Genomic DNA, 22344 nt, shown 5'->3' on the forward strand with positions numbered 1-22344 from the left:
GGCATGGGCGGCTAGCTTAGCGGATACAAGCAGCCGCGCCCACCCGTGCGCGGCTAAACCTTGGCAGCGACCGGGGTCGATTTGCTGCGCGGGCGAAGCTGCGCAGTGGCCATTGCCGGGTCGGTGACACCGGTTTCGGCACGCATGCCAGCGGCGAGGAATGGCACCATCAGACGCATCACCTGTTCAATCGAGGTGTTGACGCCGAAATCGGTCTCGGCAATCGCGCGCAAGGCCTTGATCCCGGACATGCTGAACGCCGCCGCGCCAAGCATGAAGTGCACGCGCCAGAACAGCTCGATGGGAGGAATGCGTGGAGCCGCTTCGTTGACCAGCAGCATATAGCGGCGGAACACCTTACCGTACATGTCTTCCAGATAACGACGCAGGTGGCCCTGGCTCTGACTGAACGCGAGGCCGAGCAAGCGCATGAAGATCGACAGGTCGTTGCCGCTGCGCGGCTGCACCACCAGCGCCTGCTCAACGAGGATCTCTAGCAGTTCCTCAAGCGTCGGCTTGTTTTCAGGCTTGGCCTGCCGCCGCTCCAGCTCCTTGTCGAGGCTGATGCAGAACGGCCCGAGGAAGCGCGAGAAAACCGCCTGGATCAGCGCCTTCTTGGAGCCGAAATGATAGTTCACCGCCGCCAGGTTTACCCCGGCCTTGCTGGTGATCAAACGCAATGAGGTTTCGGCGAAACCTTTCTCCGCGAACAACTGCTCGGCAGCATCAAGAATGCGTTCAACGGTTTCCGACTGGGCCATGGCTACTCCGCCTGACAAACACTTGTTTGAAACATACGTTTCAGCCTGTGCCTTGTCAAGCCTGCCAGTTCGTTTTGGGAATGGTCGGTCAGCTATTTAACCACACTCGCCCGCTTCATTAATCAGCAAGGCCATCGACCGTCCGGCGGCCTGCAAAAAAACGGGCATTGCCAAGACCGCTTCACTGTATATAATCCCAGTCACTGTATAAAAAGACAGAGCGATCAATATGCTAAAGCTGACGCCACGCCAAGCCGAGATTCTGGCCTTTATCAAACGCTGCCTCGAAGACAACGGCTACCCGCCAACCCGCGCGGAAATCGCTCAGGAGCTGGGCTTCAAGTCGCCGAACGCGGCCGAGGAACACCTCAAAGCCCTCGCCCGCAAAGGCGCCATCGAAATGACCCCGGGTGCCTCACGCGGCATTCGCATCCCGGGCTTCGAAGCCAAGGCTGACGACTCCACCCTGCCGATCATTGGCCGGGTCGCCGCCGGCGCGCCAATCCTCGCCCAGCAGCACATCGAAGAGTCCTGCAATATCAACCCGGCCTTCTTTCATCCCCGCGCCGACTACCTGTTGCGCGTGCATGGCATGAGCATGAAGGACATCGGCATTTTCGACGGTGATCTGCTGGCGGTGCATACAACCCGCGAAGCACGCAATGGCCAGGTGGTCGTCGCACGGATCGGCGATGAAGTGACGGTCAAGCGCTTCAAGCGCGAAGGCAGCAAAGTCTGGCTGATTGCCGAAAACCCCGAGTTCAGCCCTATCGAAGTCGACCTGAAAGATCAGGAACTGGTGATTGAAGGCTTGAGTGTCGGCGTCATCCGCCGCTAAAGGAGGCTTTATGCAGTTCCCACACACCCCTCAGCAAACACAACTGCCTTTATTTGAAGCGTTTCTGGCACAACCGATGGCGCCGATCCTGAAAGATGTGGTCGAGCGCCCATGGATTGCCGAACCGGAAGTATTCAGTGAGCTGTCACTGCGCGGCGCGGCCGGGAACTGCCTGAATCTGCTGGCCCCGATCCTTCGGGAACTGAGCGAGGATCAGGATGCGCGCTGGCTGACGCTGATCGCCCCTCCAGCCAGCCTGACACAAACCTGGCTGCGCGAGGCCGGCCTGAACCGTGAACGCATTCTGCTACTGCAACCTCGTGGTGCGCAAAGCGCTCAGCAACTGGCCTGCGAAGCACTGCGCCTGGGTCGTAGCCATACGGTGGTAACCTGGCTCAATCCGCTGAACACAAGTTCACGGCAACAACTGATCAGCGCAGCCCGCACGGGCGACGCTCAGAGCCTGAACATTCGATTGGGTTGATTCTGTTGTAACGCGCGCTGTGTGAAGCGCATGGCTTCTCCAGGGACAGAGAAGCCGACTTGATGCAGTACCGGCAAACGCCGACAGGCGGGGCTCAATGCAGAACCCGCGGCCCTTCTTCCTTATCAAACTCGCCTTCAACCATACGACCGGCCATCTGTACGCCGACGCTCAACATCGCCTTGGCGATTTCCACGTGCTGGCCTTGCAGGAACGCCTTGGCATCCTCGGAGAAATCCAGCGTCACCAGAGAACCCTCGTCCTCAGCCCTGCGCAGTTCGATTCGGCCGTCTGGTAACTCGACAATTTCTAGAAAGGACGTTGGCATATAGGTCTGTTCTCCACGAAAGGCAGGGATTATATAGACATCATTCGGGCTTCGCTCGGGATCTTGACCAGCAGCATGTTTCAGATTGCCACTGTGTCAATTGTCCTCAGCACTCGTTCAAGCCTTCGCGAAAGCGGATGGCCAAGCCTTTGAGATGCTGCCGCCAGCTCTCCAGCTCTTCCCGACTCAACTCCTGCGGCGACTCTTCTTCATCCAGATTAACCGCCTGAATCAATGGCTGCGTCACATCGCCCTTGGGCTTGTGTGGCACCCGTGGCGGCTGGAACAACGCCGAGTGCGCCGCCAGCAGTTTCGCCAGCCAGGTTTCAGAGTTACCAGCCAGCTCCACCATCTCGGCCAGCTCAGGGATCGCAATCGATTCCAGAACATCACGAGTCAACAGCGCTTCGGCCCGCGACGCATTGGCCTGAGGCAGACGATAGAAACCGGCGATCTCATGACACAGCCCCAACAGCGCACCGTAGAGGTGAAACAACGCCGACTCACGCCCGGCCTGAATCAACGCCAACGAATTCATCGCCCGCCCCTCTTCGGCGCGAGCCAGAGCTTCCAGCGACAGGCCGGCGAAATAGATCTTCTGATTGGTGCGGGTATAGAGTTCGTGCGCCATGCCGATAGTCTCCACAGCGAAATAATTGCGTCACACAGACCCGACAGTGTCGTGGATCAACGGATCCGACCGCAAGCACAAAACAAAAAGGCCGCATGAAACCCGAGGGTCATCATGCGGCCTTTTGTGTATCAGGCTAACGCTTACTCAGCCTTGGCTTTCGTGCGCTTGTCTTCAACAGTCCACTTGCCACCGTCGTAGTAAGCCTTCCAGCCGGTAGGCTTGCCGTCGACCTCGGTCTGCACGTATTGCTCCTTCGTCTTGCGGCTGTAACGGATTACTGCCGGTAGACCATCAGGGTCCTTCTGCGGTGCTTCGCAGAGGAAGTGGTACTTCGGATCGATCTCGTCCTTGTGCGGCAGAATCTCGATCACCAGCGGAGCACGGGTCTCGCGGTTTTTCGGGAACTGGCTGGCCGCCAGGAACAGACCGGAAGCACCGTCGCGCAGAATGTAGGTGTCGTTGACCTTCTCGCATTTCAGCTCAGGCATCTTCACCGGATCCATCTTCGGCGGCGCCGCGTCACCGCTCTTGAGCAGTTTGCGGGTGTTCTTGCAGGTCGGGTTGGTGCAACCGAAGAACTTACCGAAACGGCCAGTCTTGAGCTGCATCTCGCTGCCGCACTTGTCGCACTCCAGGCTCGGACCTTCATAGCCCTTGATGCGATAGTTGCCTTCCTCGATTTCGTAACCGGCGCAATCCGGGTTGTTACCGCAGATGTGCAGCTTGCGCTTCTCGTCGAGCAGGTAGGCGTCCATCGCCGTGCTGCAGATCGGGCAGCGATGCTTGCCGCGCAGCACCAGCGACTCCGACTCGCCCTCGTCGTCCGCAGCGATCTCGTCGCCTGGCACCAGGTTGACGGTGGCCTTGCAGCGCTCTTTTGGCGGCAGGCTGTAACCCGAGCAACCGAGGAACACGCCGGTCGATGCAGTACGGATCTGCATCGGACGACCGCACGTGGTGCACGGAATATCAGTCATGACCGGCTGGTTGGCACGCATGCCGCTTTCCGGGTTCTCGGCCACTTCGAGCTTCTTCTTGAAGTCGCCGTAGAACTCGTCCAGCACGTTTTTCCAGTCGCGTTCGCCCTGAGCCACATCATCGAGGTTCTCTTCCATGCCGGCGGTGAAGCCGTAGTCCATGAGGTTCGAGAAGCTCTCCGACAGACGTTCGGTGACGATGTCGCCCATCTTTTCCGAGTAGAAACGACGGTTGTGCAGGGTCACGTAGCCGCGATCCTGAATGGTCGAAATGATCGCTGCATAGGTCGAAGGACGACCGATGCCGCGTTTTTCCATTTCCTTGACCAGGCTCGCTTCGGAGTAACGGGCCGGCGGCTTGGTGAAGTGCTGCGACGGATCGAGCTTGATCAGCTTCATCGCGTCGCCCTGCGCCATGTCCGGCAGAACATCGTCGTCGCCAGGCTTGGTGATTTGCGGCAGAACGCGGGTGTAACCGTCGAACTTGAGGATGCGGCCTTTGGCACGCAGCTCGAAGTCACCAGCGGCAACGCTGACGGTAGTCGACAGGTATTGCGCCGGGAGCATCTGGCAAGCGAGGAACTGGCGCCAGATCAGCTCGTAGAGGCGCTCCGCATCACGCTCCATGCCCGCCAGCTTGCTCGGCGTGGTGTTGGCGTCAGACGGACGAATCGCTTCGTGAGCCTCTTGTGCGCCTTCTTTGCTGCTGTAGACGTTCGGCGTTTCCGGCAGGTACTTCTTGCCGAATTCGTCTTCGATGTAAGTGCGCGCCATCGCCACGGCGTCAGCCGAGAGGTTGGTCGAGTCGGTACGCATGTAAGTGATGTAGCCGGCTTCGTACAGACGCTGGGCCATCATCATGGTTTTCTTCACGCCGAAGCCCAGGCGGTTGCTCGCGGCCTGCTGCAGGGTGGACGTGATGAACGGCGCCGACGGCTTGCTGCTGGTCGGCTTGTCTTCGCGCTTGACGATGCTGTAGCTGGAAGACTTGAGCTTCTCCAGCGCGGCCATGGCCTGGGCTTCGTTGAGTGGTTTGAAGGCTTCACCCTTCTCGCGCGCCACTTCGAAACGTACGGTCGAACCCTTGGCGGTGCCAAGATCAGCGTGCACTTCCCAGTACTCTTCCGGGTTGAAGGCACGAATCTCGCGCTCACGCTCGACCACCAGCTTCACGGCAACCGATTGCACGCGACCGGCCGACAGGCCACGGGCGATTTTCGCCCACAGCAACGGCGAGACCATGTAACCCACGACGCGGTCGAGGAAACGACGCGCCTGCTGGGCGTTCACACGATCGATGTCCAACTCGCCCGGCTCGGAGAAGGCTTCCTGAATCGCCTTCTTGGTGATTTCGTTGAACACCACGCGCTTGTAGCGGCTGTCGTCACCACCGATGGCTTCGCGCAGGTGCCAGGCAATGGCTTCCCCCTCGCGATCCAAGTCGGTTGCGAGATAGATGGTGTCAGCATCCTTGGCGAGCCGGCGCAGCTCTTCGATGACCTTCTCTTTGCCCGGGAGGATCTCGTACTGGGCTTTCCAGCCATGCTCGGGATCGACCCCCATGCGCGAGACCAGTTGCTTGCGCGCCTTCTCTTTCGGCGTGAGCACCGGCCCCTCGCCCGCGGCAGCCTTGCCGCGCTTGGCGGCTGGCTCTTTGCTGGCGCTAGCCGAACCGCTGGTGGGCAGGTCTCGGATATGGCCGATACTCGACTTCACCACGTATTGGTTGCCCAGATACTTGTTGATGGTCTTGGCCTTAGCCGGGGATTCCACAATGACCAGCGATTTGCCCATGGATCAGAAAATTCCTGAATTCTAGAAGTGAAAGGCGGTTGGCGCCTGACGCGGCACCGCTATATATAGTTGATACAAGGTGAGGTCAAGCACAGGGTTCTGTGCGCACTCGCCTCATGCCTTGGAAAAAAGGCTCGGTTCGGCTTGCACCAAAGCAAAGCGTGGCACCTGCTCGCCGTCAACCTCGACCGACTCGACAAACATGCTCAAAGGGCGCACCCAAAAGCCGTAATCCCCATACAGGGCTTGATAAAACACCACTTCCTCTTCGGTCTCGGAATGCCGCGCAACACTGAATACGCGGTACTGCGGACCTTTGTAATGTTGGTAGAGCCCAGGTTGTATCGGCATGTTTTGGCCCTCACTCAAATTTTTTCAAAATAAATACAAAAATAAATCCACAAAAACAAAAACCGGGGCACTTGGCCCCGGCTTCCATCGACGAGACGCTTAAACGCGTTCGAAGACAGTGGAGATGCCTTGGCCGAGACCAATGCACATAGTGGCCACCCCGAAGGTGCCGCCATTCTGCTTCATCACGTTCAGCAAGGTGCCGGAAATACGGGCACCGGAGCAACCGAACGGGTGACCCAGGGCGATCGCGCCGCCGTGCAGGTTAACCTTCTCGTTCATCTTGTCGAGCACTTTCAAATCTTTCAGCACTGGCAGCGCCTGTGCAGCGAAAGCTTCGTTGAGTTCGAAGAAGTCGATATCGTTGATGCCAAGGCCCGCACGCTTCAGGGCTTTTTGTGTCGCCGGCACTGGACCATAGCCCATGATTGCCGGATCCACACCCGCCACTGCCATCGAACGGATCACGGCCATCGGCTGGATCCCCAGGTCCTGCGCACGTTGCGCCGACATCACGATCATGCACGAAGCACCATCGGTGATCTGCGACGAAGTACCGGCAGTCACGGTGCCGCCCTTTGGATTGAAGGCAGGCTTGAGGGCCGCCAGACTTTCCAGGGTGGTTTCCGGACGAATGGTTTCGTCGTAGTCGTACAGCTTCAGGAAGCCGTTTTCGTCGTAGCCCTGCATCGGGATGATTTCGTCTTTGAACTTGCCTTCCACCGTCGCTTTGTGGGCGAGCTGATGGGAGCGCACGCCAAAGGCGTCCTGCTGCTCACGAGTGATGCCGTGCATCTTGCCGAGCATTTCTGCGGTCAGACCCATCATGCCCGAGGCTTTCGCCGCGTACAGCGACATGTGCGGGTTCGGATCGACACCGTGCATCATGCTCACGTGCCCCATATGCTCGACGCCGCCAACCACGAACACGTCACCGTTACCGGTCATGATCGCTTGCGCCGCAGTGTGCAGAGCGCTCATCGACGAGCCACACAGACGGCTGACGGTCTGGCCGGCCGAAGTGTGCGGAATCTGGGTCATCAGCGACGCCATGCGCGCGATGTTCCAGCCTTGTTCCAGGGTCTGGTTCACACAGCCCCAGATCACATCCTCGACTTCAGCAGGATCGACCTTGGCGTTGCGTTCCAGCAGTTTGCTGATCAAGTGCGCCGACATGTCTTCGGCGCGGGTGTTGCGGTGCATGCCGCCCTTGGAGCGGCCCATCGGAGTACGACCGAAGTCGACAATCACGACGTCTCTAGGATTCAAGCTCATAAGTTCACTCTCACTCTAGTTGGGGGCGCTTAACCGAAGAAGCTCTGGCCGTTTTTGGCCATTTCGCGCAGCTTCGCGGTCGGGTGGTACAGCGCGCCCAAATCAGCGTACTGGTCAGCCAGGGCAACGAACTCGGCAACACCGATCGAATCGATGTAGCGCAGCGCACCGCCACGGAATGGAGGGAAACCGATACCGTAGACCAGACCCATGTCGGCTTCGGCGGCGGTTTCAACGATGCCGTCTTCCAGGCAACGCACGGTTTCCAGGCACAGCGGGATCATCATCCAGTTGATGATGTCTTCGTCAGTGACTTCGCGCTGCTCGTAAACGATCGGCTTGAGCACTTCCAGCACCGACGGATCGGCGACTTTCTTCTGCTTGCCTTTCTTGTCGGCCTCGTAGGCGTAGAAGCCCTTGCCGTTCTTCTGGCCCAGACGCTTGGCTTCGTAAAGCACGTCGATGGCCGAACGACGGTCATCCTTCATGCGATCAGGGAAACCTTCAGCCATCACGTCACGACCGTGGTGGCCGGTGTCGATACCGACCACGTCCATCAGGTACGCCGGGCCCATCGGCCAGCCGAATTTTTCCATGACCTTGTCGATGCGGACGAAATCCACGCCAGCGCTGACCAGTTTGGCGAAACCGCCGAAGTACGGGAACAGGACGCGGTTGACCAGGAAGCCCGGGCAGTCGTTGACGACGATCGGGTTCTTGCCCATTTTCTTGGCGTAGGCAACGGTGGTGGCAATCGCCAGCTCGCTGGACTTCTCGCCACGGATCACTTCCACCAGCGGCATCATGTGCACCGGGTTGAAGAAATGCATGCCGACGAAATTTTCCGGACGCTTGAGGGCCTTGGCCAGCAGGCTGATGGAAATGGTCGAGGTGTTGGACGCGAGGATGGTGTCCTCTTTGACCTTGTCTTCGACTTCAGCCAGCACGGCTTGCTTGACCTTCGGGTTCTCGACCACGGCTTCAACAACCAGGTCGACGTGACCGAAGTCGCCGTAGGACAGGGTCGGGCGAATGCCGTTGAGTACTTCAGCCATTTTCGCCGCGGTCATGCGACCTTTGTCAACGCGGCCAACCAGCAGTTTGGCGGCTTCGGCCAGACCCTGCTCGATACCGTGTTCGTTGATGTCCTTCATCAGGATCGGCGTACCTTTGGAGGCCGACTGGTAGGCGATACCGCCACCCATGATGCCGGCGCCGAGTACGGCTGCCTGCTTCACGTCCTTGGCGATTTCGTCGTAGGCCTTGGCCTTTTTCTTCAGTTCCTGATCGTTCAGGAACAGGCCGATCAGGCTCTGCGCGGCAGAGGTCTTGGCCAGTTTGACGAAACCTGCAGCTTCGACTTCCAGTGCCTTGTCACGACCGAAGTTCGCGGCTTTCTGGATGGTCTTGATCGCTTCGACCGGCGCCGGGTAGTTCGGGCCAGCCTGCCCTGCCACGAAACCTTTGGCGGTTTCGAAGGCCATCATTTGCTCAATGGCGTTCAACTTGAGTTTTTCAAGTTTTGGCTGACGCTTGGCCTTGAAGTCGAACTCGCCGGAAATGGCGCGCTTGATCAGCTCAAGGGCCGCTTCCTGCAGCTTCTCTGGAGCAACCACGGCGTCGACGGCGCTGACTTTCAGGGCGTCTTCAGGGCGGTTTTCCTTGCCGGCGGCAATCCACTCGATGGCGTTATCGACGCCGATCAGACGCGGCAGACGCACGGTGCCGCCGAAGCCTGGGTAGATGCCCAGTTTGACTTCCGGCAGACCGATCTTGGCCTTGGTCGACATGACGCGGTAGTCCGCCGCCAGGCACATTTCCAGACCGCCACCCAGGGCGATGCCGTTGATCGCGGCCACGGTCGGAACGTTGAGGTCTTCGAAATCGCTGAAGATCTTGTTGGCTTCGAGATTGCCAGCAACCAGCTCGGCATCGGGCAGCTTGAAGTTGTCGACAAATTCGGTGATGTCGGCGCCGACGATGAACACGTCCTTGCCACTGCTGACGATCACGCCCTTGATCGAAGCATCTGCCTTGATGGTGTCCACGGCCTGACGCAGTTCGTTCAGGGTAAGACGGTTGAACTTGTTGACGGACTCACCCTTGAGGTCGAATTTCAATTCGACGATGCCACTTTCAAGAGCTTTAACCGTGATGGCTTTACCTTCGTAAATCATCAACTGATCTCCACGATATGGAAGCTGAACAGTACACGTCGGACGCAGGTAAATGGCTCGGCAGGACGTTTTTTCGTCGATGCTGACGCCAATCCACCCGGCACACCCGCCAACGCGATAGTCGGGATTCTGTAGGAGCAGTCTGTAAGACAAACGCTCAATTCATACGCCCGTTTGATTTGGGTACGTCACCTTCACGGAATTTCCAACAATTGTCAATCGCCCAAAATACGGGTTGAAATGCGACTTTGCGGTCATTTCCGTTGCACACAGATCCGCAACACGCAGCTGCATGCAAAGCCATTCATAGAATCAATAGTTAGAAAAGTCGCCCTAATTACCGGCGAGCCTTGTTTAACAGGCTACGCTGGCTGGACTACAGGGAGAATCGCTGACCGCGAAAAGCCGAGTCAGCGATAAAAACAGTTACCGGCCTGCCTGGCCACCCCGCCCGATGAATCATGTCGGGCTTTTTATTGCTCGTCTGCCGGACGCTCCCCACCCTTGCAGTGGGAAAAGTCCGCGAATCAGGCCAGCGCTTTCAGAGTCGCGTCGATATCCTGCAAAACCGTGGCTTCGCCCTTCTCGCCCCAGTACAAGGCGATCATCTGCTTGTCGGCCTCGACCTTGAACACGTTGCCCGGCAACTTTTCGAAATAATCGAGCAGCAAGCGGTCCTCGCAGACTTCCTGCCACTGATTGACCCATATCCCCGGCGATTTCTGCCAGTAGGTCCAGCACGCCGGCTGAGTGCCACGCCGTGGTCGATGATATTGCGCGCACGGGCTGGGCGGCTCCTGAGACAGCCAGTGTGGCCACTCCTGAGGCGCCAGTTGCATGGCCAGCCCGATGCGTCGCGCCTCCATGCGCAAGGCCATACGGCCGCTCTGCACGCGCGACGGGCGCAACCATGCCAGTGGACTCAAAACCACCAGCAGGATTGACACCACCAACCAGACCGTCATATCTCTACTCCCGACTTAAGGTGAACGCATTGTGTCACTTTGGAACCAATGCGCTTGAAACCAGCCATACTTAACAATATTGAACCGTCACGAGGAGCACCTCATGCCCTACAACCATATCCTGGTCGCCGTAGACCTGACCGAAGAGTGCGACCCTGTGATTCACCGCGCCCGAGAGCTGTCGGCGAGCAATGGCGCCAAGCTGTCGCTGGTGCATATCGTCGAACCGATGGCGATGGCATTCGGCGGCGATGTGCCGATGGATCTGTCACAACTGCAACAGCAGCAGTTCGATCAGGCCAAGGAGCGCCTTGAGCGCTTGAAAGCCAAATACGCCGAACTCGAGGGCGCCAATTGCCACCTGACCTATGGTCAGCCACGTCAGGAAATCCATCATTTCGCCAAGGAAAACCAGTGCGACCTGATCGTGGTCGGCAGCCATGGTCGTCATGGTCTGGCGCTATTGCTGGGCTCCACAGCCAACGACGTGCTGCATGGCGCCCCTTGCGATGTGCTGGCGGTGCACCTGATCAAACGCTGAAACACAAAAACCTGTGGGAGCGAGCTTGCTCGCGAAGGCGTCGGCACATTCAACATTGATGCTACCTGACATACCGCTTTCGCGAGCAAGCTCGCTCCCACATTGGAATCTTCACCTATATCCGTATATGAAAAGCCCGGCGCTCATCACTGAGCGCCGGGCTTTTTTGTTACCGGATCAATCAGGCATCCAGCTCGGCCCAACGCTCCACCAGTACATCCAGCTCAGCCTGCAACTGCTCCAGCGAAGCAATCACCTTGGCCGTTTCTGCCGGCGGACGCTGATAAAAACCGGCTTCAGCCATCTCAGCCTCGACCGCAGCGATCTGCTGTTCCTTGGCATCGATGTCGCCCGGCAACGCTTCCAGTTCGCGCTGCAGCTTGTAGCTCAGCTTCTTCTTGGCTGCCGGCGCGGCAGCGGCAGGTACGGCAGCCACGGCAGGTTCAGCGGTGACCACCGCCGAATTCAGGTCAGCCTTGCCCGACTTGCTCTCGGTCACGCCCAGCAGGCGCGGCGAGCCGCCCTGACGGATCCAGTCCTGATAACCACCGACGTATTCACGGACCTTGCCTTCACCTTCGAAGACCAGGGTGCTGGTGACCACGTTGTCGAGGAATGCCCGGTCGTGGCTGACCATCAGCACAGTGCCGTTGAAGGTCAGCAGCACCTCTTCGAGCAGCTCGAGGGTTTCCACGTCGAGGTCGTTGGTCGGTTCGTCGAGTACCAGCAGGTTCGCCGGTTTGCTGAACAGTTTGGCCAGCAGCAAACGCGCACGCTCGCCACCGGACAGCGCCTTGACCGGCGTGCGCGCACGCTGCGGGCTGAACAGGAAGTCGCCGAGGTAGCTCAGGACGTGGCGGCTCTGGCCGTCGATATCGATGAAGTCGCGACCTTCGGCGACGTTGTCGATCACGGTCTTTTCCAGATCCAGTTGATGGCGCAACTGGTCGAAGTAGGCCACGTCAATCCGGGTGCCCTCTTCCACTTTGCCGCTGGTCGGTTGCAGACCATTGAGCATCAGCTTCAGCAGGGTGGTCTTGCCGGTACCGTTGGCACCGAGCAGGCCGATACGGTCGCCGCGCTGCAGGACCATCGAAAAGTCCTTGATCAGGTACGGACCGTCCGGGTGATGGAAGCTGACATTTTCCAACACCATCACTTGCTTGCCGGACTTGTCGGCGGTTTCCAGCTGGATATTCGCCTTGCCGGTACGCTCGCGACGCTCGCTGCGCTCAACACGCAGGGCTTTAAGGGCTCGGACGCGACCTTCGTTACGGGTCCGACGGGCCTTGATGCCCTGACGGATCCACACTTCTTCCTGAGCCAGACGCTTGTCGAACAGCGCGTTGGCGGTTTCCTCAGCGGCCAGCGCGGCCTCTTTGTGCACCAGGAAGCTGGCGTAGTCGCCGTTCCAGTCGATCAGGCCGCCGCGATCCAGTTCGAGGATGCGCGTAGCCAGGTTCTGCAGGAAAGAACGGTCGTGCGTGATGAACAGCACGGCGCCCTGAAAATCCTTCAGGGCTTCTTCGAGCCAGGCAATCGCACCGATGTCCAGGTGGTTGGTCGGTTCGTCGAGCAGCAGCAGATCCGGTTCCGAGACCAGCGCCTGCGCCAGCAGCACGCGACGACGCCAGCCGCCGGACAACTCGGCAAGGGTCTTGTCGGCCGGCAGTTGCAGGCGGCTCAAAGTGCTGTCGACCAGGGTCTGCAAGCGCCAGCCGTCACGGGCTTCGAGGTCGTGCTGAACGTGCATCAGCTTGTCCAGATCGGCGTCGGTGACGATGTTCTGGCTCAGGTGATGATATTCGGCGAGCAAGGCGCCAACACCGTCCAGACCCTCGGCAACCACGTCGAATACGGTCCGCCCGTCGGCCACCGGCAATTCTTGCGGCAATTCGCCGATTTTCAGACCGGGGGCACGCCACACCGAGCCGTCATCGGGCTTCTGGTCGCCCTTGACCAGCTTCATCATGCTGGATTTGCCAGTGCCGTTGCGGCCGATGATGCACACCCGCTCACCACGGGCGATCTGCCAGGACACCTTGTCCAACAACGGCATCGCGCCGAATGCAAGGGACACATCGCTGAATTTGAGCAGGGTCATGAGCTTCTCCAAAAACCGGGCGCGCATTCTACCTGATTCAGGCCCTCAGCAGGCCGGCAATTTGTCTGCCGAAGCACTCTGCACAACATTTGTTGCGAACTTGTGCTGCGAGACCGGCAAAGCTTTCGCCCGTTGCTGGCAAAAGGCTAAGCTACAGACAATTCAGTGCTGGCCACGGCCGGTGCTTGTCATGATTTCTCTGCCCGGATGTCTCATGCGCAGTCGCCTTTTCAGTGTCTTGTCCTGTTTGCTACTTACCGCCGCTGCCGCTCAATCCGCCCAGGCGGTGGACCTGTCCACCCAACGCCAGTATTACGATGAAGCCAAGCGCGCGCTGGCCAAGGGCGATACCGGCCCGTACTTCCGTTACAGCCAGGCGCTTGCCGATTATCCGCTGGAACCGTACCTGGCTTACGACGAACTGACCGCGCGCCTGAAGACCGCGAGCAACGAGGAAATCGAGAAATTCCTCGCCGAGCACGGCGACCTGCCCCAGGCCAACTGGATGAAACTGCGCTGGTTGCGCTGGCTCGCCGACCGTGGTGACTGGGCCACTTTCACCAAATATTACGACCCTAAACTCAACTTCACCGAACTGGACTGCCTCAATGCGCAATTCCAGATCAGTAGCGGCCACAAGGCCGAGGGCTATGCTAACGCCGACAAACTGTGGCTGACCGGCAAATCGCAACCGGCCGCCTGTGACGGACTGTTCGGGATCTGGGCCGCCGACGGTCAGTTGACCGAACAGAAACGCTGGGAACGCACCAAACTCGCCGCCCAGGCGCGCAACTATCCATTGGCCAACAGCCTGGTCAACGGTCTGACCACCCTCGCCCAGCGCGGTCGTCTGCTGGTGGATGTGGCGCAGAAACCCGAGCTGCTCAATCAGCCATCGCGCTTCACCCCGGCCGACGAGCCGATGTCCGATGTGGTCAGCCTCGGCCTGCGCCGCCTCGCCCGTCAGGATCCGGACAAGGCCATGGCCCTGCTCGACGGATACGCCAGCAGCATGCATTTCTCCCGTGACGAGAAAGTCGCAATTGCCCGGGAAATCGGCTTGACCCTGGCCCGGCGTTTCGACAGCCGTGCGCTGGACGTGATGACCAAATACGATCCGGAGCTGCGTGACAACACCGTGTCCGAATGGCGCCTGCGTCTGCTGCTGCGCCTGGCACGCTGGGACGATGCCTATCAGCTGACTCGTCGTCTGCCACAGGATCTTGCGACCACCAACCGCTGGCGCTACTGGCAGGCCCGCAGCCTGGAACTGGCGCAACCGCAGAACCCGGAAGCGCAAAGCCTGTACAAGAACCTGGCGAAGGAACGCGATTTCTACGGTTTCCTCGCCGCCGACCGCTCGCAACTGCCTTACTCGCTGCTGAACAAGCCGCTGGTACTCAGCCAGGCCACCATCAACAAGGTGCGTAACACTCCCGGCGTGCGGCGTGCGCTGGAATTTCATGCGCGCGGGCAGATCGTCGACGGTCGCCGCGAGTGGTATCACGTCAGCCGTCATTTCAATCGGGACGAAATGGTTGCCCAGGCCAAACTGGCCTACGACCTGAAATGGTATTTCCCGGCGATCCGCACGATCAGTCAGGCCCAATACTGGGACGATCTGGATATCCGCTTCCCGATGGCCCACCGCGACACTCTGGTGCGTGAGGCCAAGGTACGTGGCCTGCATTCGAGCTGGGTGTTCGCCATCACCCGTCAGGAAAGTGCGTTCATGGACGACGCTCGCTCCGGGGTCGGTGCCAGCGGCCTGATGCAATTGATGCCCGGCACCGCCAAGGAAACCGCACGCAAGTTCAGCATTCCGCTGGCCTCGCCGCAGCAGGTGCTCGATCCGGACAAGAACATCCAGCTCGGCGCCGCCTACCTGAGCCAGGTGCACAGCCAGTTCAACGGCAACCGCGTCCTCGCCTCCGCCGCCTACAACGCCGGCCCCGGCCGCGTCCGTCAGTGGCTGCGTGGCGCGGATCACCTGAGTTTCGACGTCTGGGTCGAAAGCATCCCGTTCGACGAAACCCGCCAGTACGTGCAGAACGTGCTGTCGTACTCGGTGATCTACGGCCAGAAGCTCAACTCGCCGCAGCCGCTGGTGGATTGGCATGAGCGGTATTTCGACGACCAATGACAGGTGCTGATTGCCTGATATGAAAAATGCCCGCATCAATCGATGCGGGCATTTTTTTGTCTTCAGCAAAGGCCTGAGGCAGTTCTACACCGCCACCGCATGCCCATCATTGAACTGCAGCGCCGCCAGCCGCGCATACAGCGGATTGCTTACGATCAGCTCCTGATGGGTACCGATGGCCACCAGACTACCCTGATCCATCACCGCGATCCGGTCGGCGTTTTTCACCGTGGCCAAGCGATGCGCGATCACCAGTGTGGTGCGGTTTTGCATCAGGCTTGGCAGCGCTTCCTGAATCAAGTGCTCGCTCTGGGCATCGAGGGCACTGGTGGCTTCGTCCAGCAGCAGAATCGGCGCATCCACCAGCAAAGCGCGAGCAATCGCCAGGCGTTGACGCTGGCCGCCGGAAAGCCCAAGGCCGGCGTCACCCAAGTGGGTCTGATAGCCGTTGGGCATCTTCTCGATGAAGTCATGGGCGTGAGCAATTTTTGCCGCTTCCTTGACCTGCTCCAGCGTCGCGCCCGCGTTGCCGTAACGAATATTCTCTTCGACGCTGCCGAAAAACAGCGCAGGCGATTGCGAGACCAGGGCGAAATTGCGCCGCAGGTCCAGCGGGTCGAGGCTGGTCAGCGGCACACCGTCGATCAGGATCCGCCCTTCAAGCGGGTCGTAGAAGCGCAACAGCAAGTCATACACCGTGGATTTACCGGCACCGGATGGCCCGACAAGGGCCAAGGTCTCGCCGGCTCTGATGGTCAGGCTCAGGCCGTTGACGGCGTAGCTGTCCGGACGCGACGGATAGGAAAAACGTACATTCTGCAACTGCAGTTCGCCCTTGATCCGCTCAGGCAACGTCACCAGCCCGAGGGTCGGTGGCTGGATGATGTTCTGCGAACTGAGGAGTTCGGCGATGCGCTCAGCGGCACCCGCAGCACGCTGCAACTCGCCGATGACTTCGCTCAACGTGCCGATCGCACTGCCGACAATCAGGCTGTAGAAGACGAAAGCCGCCAGTTCGCCACCGGTGATGCGTCCGGCAATCACGTCCATGCCGCCGACCCACAACATCACCGCAACCGCACCGAGCACCAGCACGATGACCACGGTGATCATCCACGAGCGCTGAAAGATGCGCTTGCGTGCAGTGTCGAACGCGTCCTCGACCGTCGTGGCGAAACGTCGCTCGTCCTGCACCTGATGGTTGTACGCCTGCACGGTCTTGATCTGGCCAAGCGTTTCGGAAACATAGCTGCCGATATCGGCGACCCGATCCTGACTCAACCGCGACAGATTGCGCACGCGCCGACCGAAAATCAGAATCGGCGCGACCACGAACGGTAAGGCAATCACCACGATGCTGGTGAGTTTCGGGTTGGTGATAAACAGCAGAACCACCCCGCCGATCACCATCAACAGGTTGCGCAAAAACATCGACAGTGAAGAGCCGATCACCGATTGCAGCAACGTGGTGTCGGCGGTCAACCGTGACTGGATCTCCGAACTGCGGTTGTTCTCGTAAAACCCGGGGTGCAGATAGACCAGATGGTTGAACACTTCGCGCCGGATATCCGCCACACAACGCTCGCCGATCCACGACACCCAGTAAAAACGCGCGAACGTGCCGACTGCCAGGCCCAGCACCATCAGCATGAAGATGCCGATGCTCTGGTTCAGTTGGTGCGGCGATTGAGTCATGAAGCCCCGATCGACCAGCAATTTGATCCCCTGCCCCATCGACAAAGTGACGGCCGCGGTGACGATCAACGCCAGCAGCGCAGCAGCAACTTGCCAGCGATAAGGCGCCAGAAATCGGCTGGTCAGACTCAGCGCTCGACGGTGCCGGGAAGAAAGCTTCGAGATCATTCAGGTACACATCCGTGTTGATGAAAGGGCTAGCCTAAACCTTCTATGGGGCGGAACTCTGTAAATCACAATGAGTCAGGTTAAATATGCCCCCAAAGACTAGGCCATAGTTGCTATTGGTCTAATGTCCCGGTTGAGACGAGCGGTCATTTCTGTTGGACTGGAGGTGCCGCTTTTGACAGACCCAAGGGTGTTGTCACAGCCTGGTCACGTGGCGGTTTTAATCTACGTGCACAACCTGATGAGGAGACAGGCCATGTCCTTGCAACACAGCAGCGAAGACAAGATTCAAGTGATCCGCACCAAGCCCGGCCAACCTCTGGGTTGCTCGATTATTGATAAGGATGGGCGTGAAGTACCGATCACTGAAGACATGATCCAGGACGCATGCCGCGAACTGGACAAGCGATTGGTCAAGCCTGCCGAACAAAAGTGATATAGCCACCGTCTTCCTGACCCGGCCCCTTTTTGGCCGGGTTTTTTCTGCCCACAAATTGACGATTGTGGTGCAACCATCGCGGGCAAGCCCGCTCCCACAGGTCCAGTGGTCAGCTCGGATCTTGCGTAACACGGAGAACCTGTGGGAGCTGGCTTGCCAGCGATAAAGCCAATTTTATTTCTAGACAGCCACCGCCCCCAGCGCCGCCACGATCTGCTGCAACTGCGGCGAGTCGCCTTCAACCCGCACCTTCAGCCCCTCGATCTCGCGCCGCACCGGATACTGCTTGCGCAGTACATCAAACGCCGCACGCTGTTCGGCGACATTGCTTACAAGACTGCGGCGAAAATCTGCGTCATCCCGGCGCGGGTCGTACACCCCACGGCACAACATCGCGAGCGCCCAGGCCGGGTCGCTGTCGGCGTGCAGGGTCACTTCTGACAGCCACGGTGCCGGCAGCAGTTCACTGAACTGGATGCTCGGCGGCTGACCGATAAATTCGCAATAGGCCTGATAAATCTGCGCCGTCCCGCGTTGCTTGCCATCGAGGCTGTAGCCGGCAATGTGCGGTGTGGCCAGCACGCAGAGTTCGGCAAGGGCAACATCGACCTCAGGCTCGGCTTCCCAAACATCGAGCACCGCTTGCAGGTCTTCGCGCTCCAGCAGCACTTCGCGCAACGCGGCGTTATCCACCACCGGACCACGGGCGGCGTTGATCAGCCAGGTGCCGGGTTTGAGCTGGAGCAAACGCTGCTCATCGAACAGGTGCCAGGTCGCGCCTTTGCCGGTACGGGTCAGCGGCGTGTGCAGGCTGATCACGTCGCACTGCTCGATGATTTGCTCGAGGCTGACGTAATCGCCGCCCTCGGCTGCCTGACGCGGCGGATCGCAGACTTTGACATTCCAGCCCAGGCCCTTGAGGACCTTGATCAACCGCCCGCCGACTTCACCGGCGCCGATGACACCGTACGTACGCTGCGGCAAATCAACACCTTCGATTTCCGCCAGGGTCATCAGGCTGCCGAGCACGTAATCGACCACGCCCCGCGCATTGCAACCGGGTGCGCTGGACCAGGTGATGCCGGCCTCGTTGAAATAATCGAGATCGAGGTGATCAGTCCCGATGGTGCAAGTGCCGACGAAACGCACCGTGCTGCCTTCGAGCAACGCGCGATTGACGTTAGTCACCGAGCGCACCAGCAACACATCGGCCTGCTCGACCGTCGCACGGTCGATGGAACGACCCGGCACCCGGCGAATCTCGCCGAAACCGGCAAAAAAGGCATCGAGCAGTGGGATATTTTCGTCGGCAACAATCAGCATGGCGGGCTCCTTGAGGGGATCGGCAGTTTAGGTGCAGATCCACCGTTGAGCCAGCGCAGACTGCACTGTGGCGAGGGGGCTTGCTCCCGCTCGACTGCGCAGCAGGCGAAAAGTCTGCAATCGGGTTTTTCCTGATCCACCACGCCGGATGGTTGTGGGGCCGCTTCGCACCCCAGCGGGAGCAAGCTCCCTCACCACAGTGGATGGTATTGATGATTACAAATGCGCAACAGAGGATTTTTCCTGACTGTCACGTCAGCGGCGTAGAATGCGGCGCCTTGCGCATCAACACCTGTGGACGCTTTGCCTGTGAATTCTGTTACTGATCAACCTCTCGCTGCCTCACTCACCCGCCCCGCGCGAATTCGCCTGGAGTTCAGGAACCTGCTCGCCCTGGCCTTGCCGATCATCATCGCGCAACTGGCGACCACCGCCATGGGCTTCGTCGATGCCGTGATGGCCGGCCGCGTCGGGCCGCGCGATCTGGCGGCGGTAGCGCTGGGCAACTCGATCTGGGTCCCGGTGTTTCTGCTGATGACCGGCACCCTGCTGGCCACCACACCGAAAGTCGCTCAGCGTTTCGGCGCCGGCACCCACAGCGAGATCGGCCCGATCGTGCGTCAGGCGCTGTGGCTGGCGCTGGTGGTCGGCCTGATCGCGACTTGCATGCTGGTCGCCGCCGAACCGGTACTGCACCTGATGAAGGTCGATCCCGAGCTGATCGGCCCGTGCATGCAATACCTGCACGGCATTGCCAGCGGTCTGCCGGCGGTGGCGTTCTATCACGTGCTGCGCTGCACCAGTGACGGCATCGGCCGTACCCGCCCGGCGATGGTGCTGGGGCTGTGCGGTCTGGCGCTGAACATTCCGCTGAACTACATCTTCATCTATGGCCACTTCGGCGTGCCGGCCATGGGTGGCGTGGGTTGCGGTTGGGCCACGGCCATCGTGATGTGGGTCATGGCGCTGGGGCTGGCCGGTTACGAGCGCTGGGCGCCGGCCTATCGTTCGAGTGAAATTTTCAGCCGTTTCGACTGGCCACAGTGGGCGGTGATCAAGCGTTTGCTGGCAATCGGTCTGCCGATTGGCATCGCCGTTTTTGCCGAGTCGAGCATCTTCGCGGTGATCGCCCTGCTGATCGGCAGTCTCGGCGCCACCGTGGTCGCCGGGCATCAGATCGCGCTGAACGTCAGCTCGCTGGTGTTCATGATTCCGTATTCGCTGGGCATGGCCGTGACCGTACGCGTCGGCCAGGCACTGGGCCGTGAAGAGCCGCGTGAAGCACGCTTTGCCGCCGGCGTCGGCATGGGCACTGCGCTGGCCTACGCCTGTATTTCGGCGAGCATGATGCTGTTGCTGCGCGAGCCGATTGCATCGATCTACACGGCCGATCCGACGGTGATCCACATCGCGGCGATGCTGATTGTGTACTCGGCGCTGTTTCAGTTCTCCGACGCGATCCAGGTCACCGCCGCCGGCGCGCTGCGCGGTTATCAGGACACCCGGGTGACGATGATCCTGACCCTGTTCGCCTACTGGGGCATCGGTCTGCCGGTGGGTTACGCCCTCGGCCTGACCGACTGGCTCGGCGAACCGCGTGGCCCGAGCGGCTTGTGGCAGGGCTTGATCGTCGGTTTGAGCTGCGCGGCGTTCATGCTGTCGATCCGCCTGACCCGCAGTGCGCGCAAGCGTATCCGGATCAGTCGTTCGGTGGGCTGATCAGCCATAAAAAAAGACCTGCACATGCAGGTCTTTTTTTTGCCCGAATTCAATTGGACTTCTTGCGGATCCAGTACAGATAAGTACCGGCCTCTTCGTGCTGGCCCACCAGTTCGTGGTCGAGAAACACGCAGAACTTGGGAATGTCGCGACGGGTCGAGGGATCGGTGGCGATCACCTTGAGCAAGCCGCCAGGCACCAGGTCACGAATGTGCTGGTGCAGCATCATCACCGGCTCCGGGCAATTGAGACCGGTGGCGTCGAGGGTGCCGTCGACCGGGGTATCGATCATTTCACTCATGATTCACTCCTGAAACTGGCCGGCATTGTCGCGCATTGCCGGGGGCTCAGTCATCTGTAGCGAGGGGATTTATCCCCGATGGCTTGCGGGGCGGCCGCAAAGACTGGGGATGCGCTACATCCCATCGGGGATAAATCCCCTCACCACAGAGATCATTCCCACAGGGGTTAGTGGTGACTTAGCGGGATTTGGTTTTCTTGATGTCATGCCGACGCAGATGGCAGGTCACTTCCTCGCGGTCGTGATACAGCTGCTTGCAGCCAATATCGACCTTGATCCCACGCGCCTTGAAGCCATCGGCGATGCGTTCGAGCAAGCGCTTCACTTCGGCATAGCGCTGTTTCATCGGCAGTTTGAGGTTGACCACTGCTTCGCGGCAGTGGCCGTCGCCGATCCACTCTTCAAGCATCGCCGCATTACGCGCCGGCTTCTCGACGATGTCGCAGACCATCCAGTCCACCGGCTGCTTGGGCTTGAAGGTGAAACCGTCGGCCATCAAGTGCTGCACCAGGCCGGTGTCCATCAGGCTTTCGGCCATCGGGCCGTTGTCGATGGCCGTCACCAGCATGCCGCGGTTGACCAGCTGCCAGGTCCAGCCGCCCGGCGCCGCACCGAGGTCGACGCCGGTCATGTCGCTGTGCAGGCGTTCGTCCCACTGGTCACGCGGGATAAAATGGTGCCAGGCCTCTTCCAGTTTCAACGTTGAACGGCTTGGCGCCTCGCGCGGAAACTTCAGACGCGGAATGCCCATCGGCCACATCGCCGAGTTGCCGGCATCGGCCATACCGAGGAACACTTCACGACCACTTTTGAAGGTCAGCAGCAGGCGCGGTTTGTTCGCGTCGTCCACCAGTTTCCCGGCGCCGGTCAGCGCCTTGCGCAGCGGGCCTTCGAATTTCTTGCAGAAGTTCGACAGCTCTTTGCCGTCGTTGGTGTCGACCACTTCCAGCCACAGGCTGCCGCAGACCGGGAAATCCGCCATGTGCTCGAGGATCACGCTGATGCGGTCGGTTTCCGGCAGATTGATGAAAACGCCCCGCGCCCATTGCCGCGGGAAAATCAGCTCGGCGAAACGCTGGCCGCGCATCAGGCGCTCAGCGCCGTCTTCTTCGGTGCAGACAAACTCGGCGTACGCGGTGGCCGGTTTGGCCTTGGCGTAGCCGGCCACGTTGAGTTGGGCGGCGAGGTCGGAAATCTCCGAACAGACTTCGCCTTCGAAGCCTGGCCGGCAATGCATGAATAGGGTGTTCATTCTTACTCCTGGGCAGAGGGCGGACATTCGGCCCCTGCACGCTGCTCAAGCCTTGCGATGAAGCAAAGCCTGTCA

General features: G+C 59.8%; 19 protein-coding genes. 6 read left to right on the plus strand and 13 right to left on the minus strand.

Features of this window, described 5'->3' with window-relative positions; all coding sequences use genetic code 11:
* Positions 1-53: 53 nt before the first annotated feature.
* A complete protein-coding gene (locus PMI25_RS07555) occupies positions 54-761 on the minus strand; it encodes a TetR/AcrR family transcriptional regulator (RefSeq protein ID WP_007961819.1) in 708 nt (235 codons plus the stop codon).
* 229 nt (positions 762-990) lie between these two features.
* On the opposite strand from PMI25_RS07555, the gene lexA reads away from it, so the two are divergent.
* Both lexA and sulA read left to right on the plus strand, forming a co-directional pair.
* The gene (gene lexA, locus PMI25_RS07560; protein WP_007961818.1) at positions 991-1599 is read left to right on the plus strand and encodes a transcriptional repressor LexA; all 609 of its coding nucleotides are present in this window, start codon (positions 991-993) and stop codon (positions 1597-1599) included.
* 10 nt (positions 1600-1609) lie between these two features.
* Entirely contained in the window at positions 1610-2083 is a 474-nt protein-coding gene (gene sulA / locus PMI25_RS07565; RefSeq protein WP_007961817.1) for an SOS-induced cell division inhibitor SulA, read from the plus strand.
* Between the two features lie 94 nt (positions 2084-2177).
* Here the strand turns inward: sulA and PMI25_RS07570 are convergent, their stop codons facing one another.
* From PMI25_RS07570 to PMI25_RS07600, 7 genes are all read right to left on the minus strand, one after another.
* The gene (locus tag PMI25_RS07570; RefSeq protein WP_003226592.1) at positions 2178-2411 is read right to left on the minus strand and encodes a hypothetical protein; all 234 of its coding nucleotides are present in this window, start codon (positions 2409-2411) and stop codon (positions 2178-2180) included.
* A gap of 106 nt (positions 2412-2517) precedes the next feature.
* The gene (locus tag PMI25_RS07575) at positions 2518-3042 is read right to left on the minus strand and encodes a DUF6586 family protein (RefSeq protein ID WP_007961816.1); all 525 of its coding nucleotides are present in this window, start codon (positions 3040-3042) and stop codon (positions 2518-2520) included.
* A 143-nt stretch (positions 3043-3185) separates the two neighbouring features.
* A complete protein-coding gene (topA, locus tag PMI25_RS07580) occupies positions 3186-5816 on the minus strand; it encodes a type I DNA topoisomerase (RefSeq protein WP_007961815.1) in 2631 nt (876 codons plus the stop codon).
* A gap of 114 nt (positions 5817-5930) precedes the next feature.
* On the minus strand, positions 5931-6167 hold the full coding sequence (locus PMI25_RS07585) for a DUF1653 domain-containing protein (protein WP_007961814.1): 237 nt from the start codon (positions 6165-6167) through the stop codon (positions 5931-5933).
* Between the two features lie 99 nt (positions 6168-6266).
* Positions 6267-7442 carry an acetyl-CoA C-acyltransferase FadA gene (gene fadA / locus PMI25_RS07590; RefSeq protein ID WP_003226599.1) on the minus strand — a complete coding sequence of 392 codons (1176 nt, stop codon included), beginning with the start codon at positions 7440-7442 and terminating at the stop codon, positions 6267-6269.
* A gap of 29 nt (positions 7443-7471) precedes the next feature.
* Positions 7472-9619 (minus strand): fatty acid oxidation complex subunit alpha FadB, encoded by a 2148-nt coding sequence (fadB, locus tag PMI25_RS07595; RefSeq protein WP_007961812.1) that lies wholly within the window; start codon positions 9617-9619, stop codon positions 7472-7474.
* Positions 9620-10146: 527 nt separating this feature from the next.
* Positions 10147-10584, minus strand: a complete 438-nt coding sequence (locus PMI25_RS07600; protein ID WP_007961811.1) for a hypothetical protein — start codon at positions 10582-10584, stop codon at positions 10147-10149.
* 103 nt (positions 10585-10687) lie between these two features.
* Here PMI25_RS07600 and PMI25_RS07605 point away from each other — a divergent pair, with 103 nt between their 5' ends.
* On the plus strand, positions 10688-11125 hold the full coding sequence (locus PMI25_RS07605; protein ID WP_007961810.1) for a universal stress protein: 438 nt from the start codon (positions 10688-10690) through the stop codon (positions 11123-11125).
* Between the two features lie 181 nt (positions 11126-11306).
* Here the strand turns inward: PMI25_RS07605 and PMI25_RS07610 are convergent, their stop codons facing one another.
* Positions 11307-13229, minus strand: coding sequence for an ATP-binding cassette domain-containing protein (locus tag PMI25_RS07610; RefSeq protein WP_007961809.1), 1923 nt, complete (start codon positions 13227-13229; stop codon positions 11307-11309).
* Positions 13230-13443: 214 nt separating this feature from the next.
* Between PMI25_RS07610 and PMI25_RS07615 the strand changes: the two genes are divergently transcribed.
* Entirely contained in the window at positions 13444-15372 is a 1929-nt protein-coding gene (locus PMI25_RS07615) for a transglycosylase SLT domain-containing protein (protein WP_007961807.1), read from the plus strand.
* Between the two features lie 84 nt (positions 15373-15456).
* On the opposite strand, the gene PMI25_RS07620 is transcribed toward PMI25_RS07615, so the two are convergent.
* Entirely contained in the window at positions 15457-17235 is a 1779-nt protein-coding gene (locus PMI25_RS07620; RefSeq protein WP_007961806.1) for an ABC transporter transmembrane domain-containing protein, read from the minus strand.
* Positions 17236-17491: 256 nt separating this feature from the next.
* Here PMI25_RS07620 and PMI25_RS07625 point away from each other — a divergent pair, with 256 nt between their 5' ends.
* Positions 17492-17671: a PA1571 family protein gene (locus PMI25_RS07625; RefSeq protein WP_007961805.1), complete on the plus strand. Its 180-nt coding sequence runs from the start codon at positions 17492-17494 to the stop codon at positions 17669-17671.
* Positions 17672-17854: 183 nt separating this feature from the next.
* Here PMI25_RS07625 and pdxB read toward each other — a convergent pair whose 3' ends face one another.
* Entirely contained in the window at positions 17855-18997 is a 1143-nt protein-coding gene (pdxB, locus tag PMI25_RS07630; protein ID WP_007961804.1) for a 4-phosphoerythronate dehydrogenase PdxB, read from the minus strand.
* Positions 18998-19306: 309 nt separating this feature from the next.
* Here pdxB and PMI25_RS07635 point away from each other — a divergent pair, with 309 nt between their 5' ends.
* A complete protein-coding gene (locus tag PMI25_RS07635) occupies positions 19307-20716 on the plus strand; it encodes an MATE family efflux transporter (protein WP_007961803.1) in 1410 nt (469 codons plus the stop codon).
* A gap of 49 nt (positions 20717-20765) precedes the next feature.
* Here PMI25_RS07635 and tusA read toward each other — a convergent pair whose 3' ends face one another.
* Positions 20766-21017 (minus strand): sulfurtransferase TusA, encoded by a 252-nt coding sequence (gene tusA, locus PMI25_RS07640; RefSeq protein ID WP_007961802.1) that lies wholly within the window; start codon positions 21015-21017, stop codon positions 20766-20768.
* A gap of 178 nt (positions 21018-21195) precedes the next feature.
* Complete coding sequence (rlmM, locus tag PMI25_RS07645; protein WP_007961801.1) at positions 21196-22269, minus strand: 23S rRNA (cytidine(2498)-2'-O)-methyltransferase RlmM; 1074 nt, start codon at positions 22267-22269, stop codon at positions 21196-21198.
* Between the last annotated feature and the right edge of the window lie 75 nt (positions 22270-22344).

The sequence above is a fragment of the Pseudomonas sp. GM30 genome (genome assembly GCF_000282275.2).
GTDB lineage: Bacteria > Pseudomonadota > Gammaproteobacteria > Pseudomonadales > Pseudomonadaceae > Aquipseudomonas.

What these genes read in the sequence shown, in the direction of transcription:
- PMI25_RS07555 (WP_007961819.1), bottom strand. Translation starts at nt 761, where the DNA reads ATGGCCCAGTCGGAAACCGTTGAACGCATTCTTGATGCTGCCGAGCAG.
- lexA (WP_007961818.1), top strand. Translation starts at nt 991, where the DNA reads ATGCTAAAGCTGACGCCACGCCAAGCCGAGATTCTGGCCTTTATCAAA.
- sulA (WP_007961817.1), top strand. Translation starts at nt 1,610, where the DNA reads ATGCAGTTCCCACACACCCCTCAGCAAACACAACTGCCTTTATTTGAA.
- PMI25_RS07570 (WP_003226592.1), bottom strand. Translation starts at nt 2,411, where the DNA reads ATGCCAACGTCCTTTCTAGAAATTGTCGAGTTACCAGACGGCCGAATC.
- PMI25_RS07575 (WP_007961816.1), bottom strand. Translation starts at nt 3,042, where the DNA reads ATGGCGCACGAACTCTATACCCGCACCAATCAGAAGATCTATTTCGCC.
- topA (WP_007961815.1), bottom strand. Translation starts at nt 5,816, where the DNA reads ATGGGCAAATCGCTGGTCATTGTGGAATCCCCGGCTAAGGCCAAGACC.
- PMI25_RS07585 (WP_007961814.1), bottom strand. Translation starts at nt 6,167, where the DNA reads ATGCCGATACAACCTGGGCTCTACCAACATTACAAAGGTCCGCAGTAC.
- fadA (WP_003226599.1), bottom strand. Translation starts at nt 7,442, where the DNA reads ATGAGCTTGAATCCTAGAGACGTCGTGATTGTCGACTTCGGTCGTACT.
- fadB (WP_007961812.1), bottom strand. Translation starts at nt 9,619, where the DNA reads ATGATTTACGAAGGTAAAGCCATCACGGTTAAAGCTCTTGAAAGTGGC.
- PMI25_RS07600 (WP_007961811.1), bottom strand. Translation starts at nt 10,584, where the DNA reads ATGACGGTCTGGTTGGTGGTGTCAATCCTGCTGGTGGTTTTGAGTCCA.
- PMI25_RS07605 (WP_007961810.1), top strand. Translation starts at nt 10,688, where the DNA reads ATGCCCTACAACCATATCCTGGTCGCCGTAGACCTGACCGAAGAGTGC.
- PMI25_RS07610 (WP_007961809.1), bottom strand. Translation starts at nt 13,229, where the DNA reads ATGACCCTGCTCAAATTCAGCGATGTGTCCCTTGCATTCGGCGCGATG.
- PMI25_RS07615 (WP_007961807.1), top strand. Translation starts at nt 13,444, where the DNA reads ATGCGCAGTCGCCTTTTCAGTGTCTTGTCCTGTTTGCTACTTACCGCC.
- PMI25_RS07620 (WP_007961806.1), bottom strand. Translation starts at nt 17,235, where the DNA reads ATGATCTCGAAGCTTTCTTCCCGGCACCGTCGAGCGCTGAGTCTGACC.
- PMI25_RS07625 (WP_007961805.1), top strand. Translation starts at nt 17,492, where the DNA reads ATGTCCTTGCAACACAGCAGCGAAGACAAGATTCAAGTGATCCGCACC.
- pdxB (WP_007961804.1), bottom strand. Translation starts at nt 18,997, where the DNA reads ATGCTGATTGTTGCCGACGAAAATATCCCACTGCTCGATGCCTTTTTT.
- tusA (WP_007961802.1), bottom strand. Translation starts at nt 21,017, where the DNA reads ATGAGTGAAATGATCGATACCCCGGTCGACGGCACCCTCGACGCCACC.
- rlmM (WP_007961801.1), bottom strand. Translation starts at nt 22,269, where the DNA reads ATGAACACCCTATTCATGCATTGCCGGCCAGGCTTCGAAGGCGAAGTC.